The organism is Geitlerinema sp. PCC 9228 (assembly GCF_001870905.1).
In the GTDB taxonomy this organism is placed as follows: Bacteria; Cyanobacteriota; Cyanobacteriia; order Cyanobacteriales; family PCC-9228; genus PCC-9228.
The window spans coordinates 1-9,819 of record NZ_LNDC01000092.1 but is presented as its reverse complement, the minus strand read 5'-3'; the positions used below and the strand labels follow the sequence as shown (position 1 = coordinate 9,819).

Here is a 9,819-nt window from a genome sequence, read left to right as displayed (position 1 = left end):
GGGGATGGGTTAGCATAGCGAATCTATCTAGGCACACCCGATGAAGCGAGAATCTCACGAATTCTATTCGTGAGAGTGTCAAAAAAAAAGTTGTACGTTGGGGCAGGGGGGCAGTGGCTGGAGGGAGTGGGAGGAGCGATTGGTGGGTTATTGGGCTGGCTAGCGATCGCTGCCCAAAATCGATTCTAACGCCGGCACTTCTACCACTTCTTGGCGATCGCTCGACTCGTGGGTGAGGTCCATCAGCAGTTGGGAATATACCCCTTCTCGTAGGGTGGGCAATTCAGGTTTGCCGCTGTCAATGCCTTGTACCCAGCGATCGACAATGCGCACAAACGGTGCCAGCCTGCCATCCTTATAAGTGTGGGAAAATTCGTATTCTGGGGCGACGGCCATTTCTGCGAGGGGCGATCCATCCTGGCTACCGTACAGATGGAAACCGTGAACGTAGTCCTTTTGGTTGCCACTGCCCAAAACCAAAGTACCGCGATCGCCGTAGATTTCTACCCAATGCCCCCGTCCTTGGTACGCTACGGAACTGAGGGTAAACTGACAGGGAGTCCCATCGGCCATTTCTAAGTTAATAAAGCCCACGTCGTCGGAATCTACAGTTTTGCGATCGCCAGTTTCTGGATCGGGGCGCGATGTTACCGTGGTTTTTAGCTGCGCTTGCAAGCGCCGTACCGGACCGAACAGCCACGGAATATAATCAAAACTGTGGGAACCCAAGGCCCCCAAAGCGCCACCACCTTTTTCCCGCAGGGCGTACCAATTCCAAGGGCGGTTGGCATCGGCGCGGCTGGCCATAATCCAGTCAATTTGGATAAAACGTTTTTGCCCGACATAGCCTGATTCCAGCAACTGCGCCAGCATTTGCCAAGTGGGAACGCAGCGGTATTCAAAATCTGGTGTTACCACCGCACCGGTGTTTTGGGCAATGCGATACAGTTCTTTAGCTTCCCCCACATTCAGGGTCATGGGTTTTTCCAGAATTAAATGCTTGCCCGCCTGTAGCACTTGCTTGGCCATTTCGTAGTGCAAAAAGGGTGGGGTGGCAATGCTGACCCCCCGAACTTCCGACATGGAGAGAATATCTTCCACGCGATCGCAGGCATAGGGAATTTGTTCTTCCGAAGCAATTTGGGTAGCTTTATTGATATTGCGGTGGTAAACCGCTACCACGCGCGTACGGGGATGTTCGCGAAAACCGGGAATGTGAACTTTTTTGCCGAATCCAGTTCCAATAACGGCAACGCCAATATCTTTACTCATGATCGAAATAACTGTCTACTGCCTAAATTTCGAGGGGCGAAGAGCGTTCGCCCCCATTATCCGTATAAAACAGGGGAAACGCCAACCGCTTCCACGGGGTATGAGTGCAAATACTTATTGCCCCAGGGACTCCCTAGGGCAACTCGCCAAACTTTTTGCGATATTGTTGCAGCAAAGCTTCTACTTGGGAGAGCTTCCTTTCTGCCAGTTGGGCGCGAGAACGTTCTTGTTGCAACCGTTGGTTGACCTCAGCATAAGAAGCAAACGGCTGCCCGTCAGGTCGAAAAATGCGCAGCATGTCTCCAGACAGATCGAAGCGAATGCCTAGCTGGGGGCTAACCCAATTGGCAATGGGTTCAATCGCTTCCAGCTTCCTTTCCCGACGCCACCAACCGTACAAATCGTTGGTTTCGGGGTGGTAGGAATAGTATTCTTGCACCCCAAAGCGATCGTAAAATAACAGTTTCCGCGACTGTTCTGCTTCGGAGTTGCAAGCAGAAAAGACTTCAAAAACCACCTGCGGCGATACCTGGTCTTCTTTCCATTGCAGGTAAAAACCGCGATCGCCTTTTGGTCTGCCAAATACCACCATGACATCGGGAGAAGTAGCAATATCGGGTCTTTCCTCTACGGGATACCAAAATAAATTTCCCGCCACCAAGACATCGAGGTGGTCTGCATACATCCAGTCTAGGTTTTGGTAAAGCTGCACGATCCAGCGAAATTGCTTGGTGTTATTAGCCACTGGTTTTCCGTTACGCTTGCAATACAAAGAATTCGGAACCGGTTGGCGTGAGGTTGTTCCGAGCACCATAAGTTTCCGAGAAAATCTCAAATCGGTGGTTTCATTGTACCAATCCAACGCCAATCGCAGCGATCCCTTCCGTAGGGATTCGCTGAAAAAGGGGGAGTTTCCCCAAAGCTATTGCTCGGCAGCCGGCGGTGATTGACGGCTTTGGTAGAACGTTTCCAAACTATGGCGATTGCCCACAAAACGCCAGTGCCAAGGTTCGTAGCTTACCTGTTGGGAGTCTTTGGGAAAAGAAAGCTCGAACTGGTATTTGGAAGCATGCTCTTGCAACCACGCAAACGCCGTCGTATTTTCAAACTTTTGGGTCACATTGGTAGCCGGCGCATCGGCATCGCCAATATCAATGGCATAACCAGTGTGGTGTTCGCTATATCCCGGCGGGGCGCTAACTTCCGCCCGTTCGGTGGTCACCTGCCCCCGTTGGGCTTTCACTTCAAAGAACAGGTATTGTTGGTCTTCTATGGAGCGAAATCCCGATAGGGGAACCAAATACACTCCATCCGCACGGGCTGCTTTCTGCATTTGCAAGAATTTCTCCGCAGCTGCCGCGCGCAACAAGACACTGCCATCGGCCACCACAGGCACCAAGTCTTCTTGGGGGGCTTCTTCGTAGGGATGGTGTCCTAAAAGCGTTCCATCGGCTTTTGGTTGGGTGGTAATGGTGTTTTTGGGTTGGGGAGAGGGGGAAGCAACCGTTTCCGGGGAAGACTGGTTGCTGCTGGCTGTTGGGGATTCGGGGGCAGAAAGGGGCCAAACCGCCCAAATCATTCCAGCGCCCAAAGCAAAAATGCCCACCACCGTACCACCCACCAGCCATACTTTGGGCGATCGCTGGTTGGTTTGCATGTCGGCGGCTTCCCGAATGGCTTCTGGAATATCGTCCATATTTCGCGGGGATGTCGGCAAAGAAGATTCCGAAGAATGGTTTTGCGAGTCGGTGCCAGAGGCACCATCAGTTTGATTCAAGCAGCAATTCCTACCCAAAGACCAACTCCAAGGAAATTTTATACTAGAGTACGGTTTTGCGGCCTGGCTGGCGGTGGGAAATTTTCCCCATTTTGGCCAAACCACGCCAACGCCCCATACAGGGAAATATCCACGTTGATTTCTCTCTGTTTGCTGGTAGAAAATACCGTTTGATTGCTAATGTTAAAAATTGTATACTCAACCGGTTGTCGTCTGGTGCATTTTGCCTAGAACCGGACAACCAGTCGCAGCCTGCAAGCAAATGTATGGATAGCACTTGCCAACTTCAACAAAAACCACGCATGACTTTACGAGAGTGCGCCGAACAAATTCTCGAAGCCTCCATTGTTTATTACCAAGGTCGCCCGGTGGGCACAGTCGCCGCCCAAGACAACGAAACCGAAGCCCTCAACTACGACCAGTGTTTTGTCCGAGATTTTATCCCGGCGGGGTTGTATTTCCTTACCCAAGGGAAAACAGACATCGTGCGGAATTTTTTAACCGAAACCCTGGCTTTGCAAAATCAAAAAAAACAAATGGATTGCTTTAAGCCAGCCCCGGGATTGATGCCGGCAAGCTTCAAAGTAGAAACCAAAGATGGCAAAGAACAGTTAAGTGCGGATTTTGGCGACCAAGCCATCGGCAGGGTACCGCCTGTGGATGCTGGTTTTTGGTGGATTTTGCTGCTGCGTGCTTACGTCAAAGCCACTGGAGATCTGGCCTTTGCCCGCCAGCCATCGGTGCAACAGGGGCTGAAGTTAATTTTAGAATTGTGCCTGGTGCCTCGTTTTGAAATGTACCCCACCCTATTGGTTCCCGATGGCTCGTTTATGGTAGACCGCCGCATGGGCGTGTACGGTCACCCGTTGGAAATTCAGGCATTGTTTTACGGGGCATTGCGCGCGGCTAGGGAACTGCTGTCCGAGAACGATTCGGGAAAGCTATATCGGGAAGCTATCAATACCCGTTTGGTGAGCCTTCTGTACCACATGCGGGAATATTACTGGATCGACTTGCCCCGCCTCAATCGCATTCATCGCTTTAAGGGAAATGAATTTGGCGAGTGTGTGGCTAATAAATTTAATATTTTTCCCGAGTCGATTCCTTTGTGGCTGACAGAATGGATTCCCGACCGCGGTGGCTATTTAATTGGTAATTTGGGTCCGGGTCGCATTGATTTTCGTTTCTTTTCCCAGGGGAATTTGCTGTCGGTGATGTTTTCCCTGACAACTCAGGAACAGTCTGAGTATATTATGGATTTGCTGGCTGAGAAGTGGGACGATTTGATTGGCAGCATGCCTTTGAAAATTTGTTTCCCCGCGATCGCTGGTACGGAATGGGAGATTGTGACTGGTTGTGACCCGAAAAATCCCCCTTGGTCCTATCACAATGGGGGTAGCTGGCCGGTGTTGCTCTGGCCTTTGGCGGCTGCGGTACAAAAAATGGGACGTACGGAATTGGCGGCGAAGGCGTTGGATATAGCCGCTGCCAATTTGGCGTTGGATGAGTGGCCGGAGTATTACGATGCCAAAAATGGCCGCCTCGTCGGTCGCGAATCCCGCAAGTACCAAACTTGGACTGTGGCTGGGTTTTTGCTGGCGCAGTCGTTGCTGGAGAATCCGGCGTATGCTTCTATGCTAACTTTAGAGGAAGATACAGAAGCGATCGCTTGTCCGATGTAGTTTGGGGAAATGGATTTTATCGAAATTAACCAAATTCGCTGTTACGGGTACACGGGATTTTTGCCCCAAGAGCAGGTTTTGGGACAATGGTTTGAGGTGAATTTACGGCTGGGGGTGGATTTAGGCACCTGCAGCCAAAGCGATCGCATTGAAGATACCCTCGACTACCGCCAGACCATTGCTCGGGTGAAAGAACTGGTCCAAGGTGCAAAGTTCTCCCTGATCGAACGCCTAGCTGGCGCGATCGCTGATGCAGTTTTGGAATCCCCTCAGGTCCAACAAGCCAACGTTCGCGTTACCAAACTCGCCCCACCAATTCCCGACTTCGGCGGTCGGATTACTATTGAGTTAAATCGGGAAGTTCGTTAGGCGCACCGGGTGTGGGAGCATGGCAGATTGAGATAGAAAAAATGCAACGATCCCAAATCTGATATACAAAGATCGCCATCCAATGCGTACAAACCACAGAGGGTCTTTAAACAGAAAAGACCGAAGAAGACTGCAGCTAGCAAACTACCCTCAGGTCAGCACCCCCGGCTGAAGCACGGGGGCTTCCTGCCTCCAGCTTCAGGTAGCTACCAGCCCTTCGCCCTTTGAGGCTACGTTTTTAGGGTCGTGGCACCGACAAGTACTTTTGGTGTTTGTCCCCCTGTCGCTAACGGTTATACAGCTCTACCAGGGGGAAGGCAGTGCCGTTAGCCTAATACCATTTCTGAAAAACAACGATTGTTACGACGCAATCGGGTCGGGTGTGGGGGAATTAGCCACAGGTATTGCCAACCAATTCACCAAAGGGATGGTTATGCTTATGCGTTCGGTTGATGTGAAGTTTTTCGGGTTTTCGCCGTACAGATTTTGGTATGAATTGCTTCCTGCCACGCTCGGTACGCCTGATACACCCACTCCAATCCCCCACCACAATCGTGCTACAATCAAGCCAAGCACGCCCAAAAGTGGCTGTATCCTCTTTTTTTTCCTCCGTCTGATGACGCGCATAGTAAGGCAGGGTGGTGGTGTATACGACTTGGGAACCCGCAGAAAACCAACACAGCGATCGCAATGTTCCTCCTTTGTTCGATCCTTCCGTGCTTCGAGCTGCACGGCAAATTTATCGTGCCTATCAGGAAGCCCATCCCAACCACACAACCGACCCCCTCGGGGTGGCGATTGATTGCTATACGTTGCGCGGTCAGTTAATTTTCTATCGCCAGCCTGCATTGCTTCCCCAAGAGTGTTTTGTACCTTTTTCTCACCTAGAACCAGATTCTCGCAGATAAAATTGGTTTTTTCTGGCAATGGAGACGCTTTTTTACTTACCAATTTGGGGCATTGTCTTTTTTTTCGGAGCTTCCATCGGCAGTTTTCTTAATGTTGTCATTGGTCGCTTGCCTGCGGGCATATCGGTGCTGTTTCCAGCCTCCCGCTGCCCGAAATGTTTGCACAAACTACGTGCTTGGGAAAATGTACCGGTATTCGCTTGGTTTTACTTACGCGGGCGCTGCGCCCACTGCCACGCCCCTATCTCCATTCGCTACCCTTTGGTAGAAGCGCTGACGGGTTTTTTGTTTTTGTTGGTGTTTTTACAGGCACCAGATTTTTTACATACAGTTAGCTACTGGGTTTTTATTAGTTGGCTGTTGGTTTTGGCTTTTATCGATTTGGATACCATGACCCTGCCCAATTCGCTGACAGAATCGGGATTGGTGTTGGGATTGGTCTTTCAAATGGGGCTGGGATGGCAGACAACGGGGTCGCTGCCGGGGATGCTAGCGGCTCTGTTTTCGGGGATTTTGGGGGCTGTGGTGGGGATTTGGCTGCTGGATATTGTCACCGTAGTAGGGTCGGTGGCGTTTGGCAGAACGGCTATGGGCGGTGGCGATGCCAAGTTGGCGGCGATGATGGGGGCTTGGTTGGGTTGGAAATTGCTGTTGGTGGGCGGCTTTTTGGCTTGCGTGGGAGGGGCGTTTGTGGGGGGTGGCGCGATCGCTTTGCGAGCAATCGACCGTCGCTCGCCCATTCCTTTTGGTCCGTTTTTGGCGGTGGGGGCAGCGATCGCGGCTTTGTGGGGAGAAGCTTTGATGGCTGCTTACTTGAGAGTATTTTTCCCGTTTTGAAGGCTAGGTGTTGGGCCGGTTGCGATCGCGGAACGGATAGCTTTTTCCCTTGGCAGAAGGTGGGGAAGCCTGCTTGCGTTTGCTTTTTTTTCTGCGGGATTTATAAACATAAGCAGCAGACGCCCACAGGGTTTCCTTGGCTGCTTCATCGTTGAGGGGATGGCAGAGGAAAAATCCTTGAACGTAATCGCATCCCAGCGATCGCAATTGCTCCACCTGTTGCATATTCTCCACCCCCTCTGCCACCACATCCAACCGCAAATTATGTCCCAAAGTAATAATCGCCCGCACAATTTCCAAACTCTCCGCGTGGGTTTCCATATTGCGCACGAAAGAACGGTCAATTTTTAACGCATCTACGGGAAAACACTGCAAGCGACTCAACGAAGAATACCCAGTACCAAAATCATCGATATTGATTTGCACCTGCAACTCCCGTAGTTTCGCCAAAACCTCCGTCGCCGCTGCTTCGTTTTCCACCACAATATTTTCCAACACCTCCAGGCGCAAACACCGGGAATGTAACCCCGACTCCCGCAAAATTTTGGCCACCTGTTCCACCATATCCGGTTGGAAAAACTGCTGTTGGGATAAATTCACATTAATGGTTAAAGGCAAACTCCACGCCAACTCCGATTGCCACTGAGCAATTTGCGTACAAGCCCGCCGCATTACCCACCAGCCAATGGGAACGATTAACCCCGACTCTTCTGCCACCGGCAAAAATTCCCCCGGCGAAATTAACCCCCTTTCGGGATGTTGCCAGCGAACCAATGCTTCAAACCCCGACAGCCGCCCGTGGTGTAAGGAAAAAATGCCTTGGTAATATACTTGAATTTCTCCTTTGCGCAAGGCTTGACGCAATTCCTGTTCCAGGGAAATGCGGGTGACATTTTGAGTGTGCATCTGCGGTGTAAAAACCTGGTAGCCCCCTTTGCCGCGACTTTTGGACTGGTACATGGCAATATCGGCATCCCGCAGCAAATCGTCGGGTTTTTCGTAGCGGGAATGGTCGAGTACGATGCCAATGCTGATGGTGGCAAAAATTTCGTGGCCATCAATATCAAAGGGAACAGCTATGGCTTGATGGATTCTGCGGGCGTATTCCCTGGCGTAGTTGGGATTGGGAATTTCTTCTATGAGGATGGCGAACTCGTCACCGCCGATTCTAGCCAGGGTATCGCCAAAGTCGAGGCAATTCTGAATGCGTTGGGTAACCGCTTGTAAGAAAGCATCGCCCGCCACGTGACCCAAACTATCGTTGATTTTTTTGAAACGGTCTACATCTAAGAAAAGAACTGCAAACAAGCCCCCTGATTGTCGTTGGTAGCGTTGCAAGCAACGTTCCAAGCGATCGAGGAATAGAAAACGGTTGGGGAGTTTGGTGAGGGGGTCGTGGAGGGTATTGTGGCGCAGGCGTTCTTCTGCACGTTTGCGATCGCTAATATCTTGTCCTACAGCTTGAAACTCGTGAAGTCTACCTTCCCGGTCGAATATGGCGCGAATGTTCCACTGTTTCCAATAGGTTTGTCCGTCTTCGCCAGTGATGCTTTGTTCGATGGTACGGGAGTTTTCTTTTGGGGTGAGGGTAGAGAGATGCTTGAAAGTAATGGCTCGGTCGTTTTGAGAGAAAGATACAAAAAAGTTTTTCCCCACCAGTTCGTTTCTAGATTTGCCCATATAGCGGCAGTAGGCATCGTTAACAAAAGTCAGTTTGCCGTTGGGTAAGAACCGACAAATAAATTCGGTTTGGTCTTCCACAATCGCTTGCAAAAACTTCTCCCGCTGGGTAATTTGCTCGGACATCTTTTGAAAAACTTGAGCCAGCAGGTGTAACTCATCGGGAAACCGGCTGCGCCCCAAATCGTGCAAGTGACGTTCGTAGTTGCCGCGCCCGATAGATTCTGCGGTCTGTTTTAACGCCATCAAACGCCGGGCAAATATGCGTACGGGGATAAAGACCAAGCCCAAAATCGCTACGTATCCCACACTCAAGGCCACCAACAATCGGCGTTCGTGCGATCGCTGAATTTGCTGTAGTTCCTGCCAAGGAACTTCGATACCGATGCCAGCCACCACTTCGCCAGCTTCATTTTTCAGGGGGGCATACATGCCGATCCAGCGGCGGTGGTTGCGCGTATAAGGTTCCAAGCGCCGTACCAGTTCCCCCGTTTCCAGAGCAGATAGCATTTCGGGGGGAGCGGTATGGGATTGCAAAAACTTAAATGCTTTTTCGGGATCGTTTTTTGCCCATACATCGACCACGAAAATGACCTTGCGGTTCCCCTCGGCGACAGGATGGCTGCGATCGCTGCTCCCATGGGCTGGTAGGTAGGTATACAATCGGGCAGTGGGTTCGATTTGATGCACCTGATGCAGCCATTGCAACTGCGACCAGTAGCGCGGATTGTCCGAAAATCCGTTCTCGTTGGCTTGCCCCTGTTGGGATAAAAGCAGCAAATCCCGAACGTTCGTGCCGGCTGCTGCCCCTTGCAATGTGTTTTGCATGTCCGTTTGCAGGCGTTCTTTGGCCTCAGCCACCGCAAAGGAACTTTGCCTTTTATAGGCAACAAAGAACACCATCCCCAATAAGACTGTCAAACCGACAAGCCATTTCACTTGCAAGCTAATAAAGTTGGTTGGTTCTTCGTGCTTTTCCATAAATTGAAGTTGGTTGTTGAGGCCTAGATTGGGCAACTCATGCTACTGGTATCCTGGGGTTGCCTGTGGTTGGGGTCTCGATGGAGACCGAGCATTTTGGGATTTCGTCAATGAATATATCCAAACCATGACGGTATTGGAAAACGATGGTGCCGAACGAGAGTAGATGAATTTGAGGTGAACTATTTTCTTAGTCTAACTTTTGATAAGCCAACGCGATCGGCAAAAATTTTTACGGCGTGAATCGGGAGCTTGAAAGCCCTGACTTTTTAAAGCAGGGATGAAAAGCGACCCGGGCGGCTTTAGCCGCCGT

Annotated in this window: 8 protein-coding genes; 4 read left to right on the top strand and 4 right to left on the bottom strand. The window is 50.9% G+C overall.

Going from position 1 to position 9,819, the window contains the following annotated elements; translation table 11 throughout:
* Positions 1–159: 159 nt before the first annotated feature.
* From AS151_RS07745 to AS151_RS07735, 3 genes are all read right to left on the bottom strand, one after another.
* Complete coding sequence (locus AS151_RS07745; protein WP_071516471.1) at positions 160–1,272, bottom strand: Gfo/Idh/MocA family oxidoreductase; 1,113 nt, start codon at positions 1,270–1,272, stop codon at positions 160–162.
* Positions 1,273–1,405: 133 nt separating this feature from the next.
* Positions 1,406–2,086, bottom strand: coding sequence for a Uma2 family endonuclease (locus AS151_RS07740; protein ID WP_071516474.1), 681 nt, complete (start codon positions 2,084–2,086; stop codon positions 1,406–1,408).
* 108 nt (positions 2,087–2,194) lie between these two features.
* On the bottom strand, positions 2,195–3,049 hold the full coding sequence (locus AS151_RS07735) for a M15 family metallopeptidase (protein WP_343327422.1): 855 nt from the start codon (positions 3,047–3,049) through the stop codon (positions 2,195–2,197).
* A gap of 266 nt (positions 3,050–3,315) precedes the next feature.
* Between AS151_RS07735 and AS151_RS07730 the strand changes: the two genes are divergently transcribed.
* The 4 genes from AS151_RS07730 to AS151_RS07715 all read left to right on the top strand — a co-directional run bounded on the left by AS151_RS07730 (position 3,316) and on the right by AS151_RS07715 (position 6,845).
* Positions 3,316–4,731, top strand: coding sequence for a glycoside hydrolase 100 family protein (locus AS151_RS07730; RefSeq protein ID WP_211517556.1), 1,416 nt, complete (start codon positions 3,316–3,318; stop codon positions 4,729–4,731).
* Positions 4,732–4,740: 9 nt separating this feature from the next.
* Positions 4,741–5,100, top strand: coding sequence for a dihydroneopterin aldolase (gene folB, locus AS151_RS07725; RefSeq protein WP_071516470.1), 360 nt, complete (start codon positions 4,741–4,743; stop codon positions 5,098–5,100).
* A 641-nt stretch (positions 5,101–5,741) separates the two neighbouring features.
* A complete protein-coding gene (locus AS151_RS07720; RefSeq protein ID WP_084639454.1) occupies positions 5,742–6,008 on the top strand; it encodes a hypothetical protein in 267 nt (88 codons plus the stop codon).
* 18 nt (positions 6,009–6,026) lie between these two features.
* A complete protein-coding gene (locus tag AS151_RS07715) occupies positions 6,027–6,845 on the top strand; it encodes an A24 family peptidase (protein ID WP_071516468.1) in 819 nt (272 codons plus the stop codon).
* Positions 6,846–6,848: 3 nt separating this feature from the next.
* Here the strand turns inward: AS151_RS07715 and AS151_RS07710 are convergent, their stop codons facing one another.
* Positions 6,849–9,506, bottom strand: coding sequence for an EAL domain-containing protein (locus AS151_RS07710; protein ID WP_139240568.1), 2,658 nt, complete (start codon positions 9,504–9,506; stop codon positions 6,849–6,851).
* Between the last annotated feature and the right edge of the window lie 313 nt (positions 9,507–9,819).